Annotated in this window: 1 protein-coding gene; it reads right to left on the reverse strand. The window is 72.8% G+C overall.

The features are described 5' to 3' along the window. Positions 1 to 73: 73 nt before the first annotated feature. The coding region (locus LPA54_RS41965; RefSeq protein WP_228985580.1) for an alpha/beta fold hydrolase at positions 74 to 382 on the reverse strand (309 nt) is incomplete at its 5' end.

Below are 382 nucleotides of genomic sequence, written 5' to 3' on the forward strand. Positions count from 1 at the left end.
TCCTCCAGCAGGGAGCTGAACGCGGGGCGGATGCCGGGGGCCTCCGCGCCGGCGTCGTCCACGCCGCCCGTGCTCAACGGACTCCTGAGGACAGGAACGCGCGGATCGCCGAGGCGGTGGCCTCGGGCGCGCTGAGCTGCGGGCAGTGGCCGACGGCGTCCAGGGTGACCAGCTCGCTGCCGGGCACGGCGGCGTGGACGTACGCGCCGACCTCGCGGGGCGCGATGACGTCCTGCTCGCACTCCAGGATCAGGGTCGGAACGGTCACGGTCTCGAGGTCCTTGCGGCTGTCGGAGAGGAACGTGGTGCGGGCGAAGACCCGGGCGATGTCCGGGTCGGTCGCGCAGAAGCTGTTGGTCAGTTCCTCGCCGAGCTCCGGACG

This window comes from Streptomyces sp. DH12 (assembly GCF_020873895.1).
Taxonomy (GTDB): domain Bacteria; phylum Actinomycetota; class Actinomycetes; order Streptomycetales; family Streptomycetaceae; genus Streptomyces.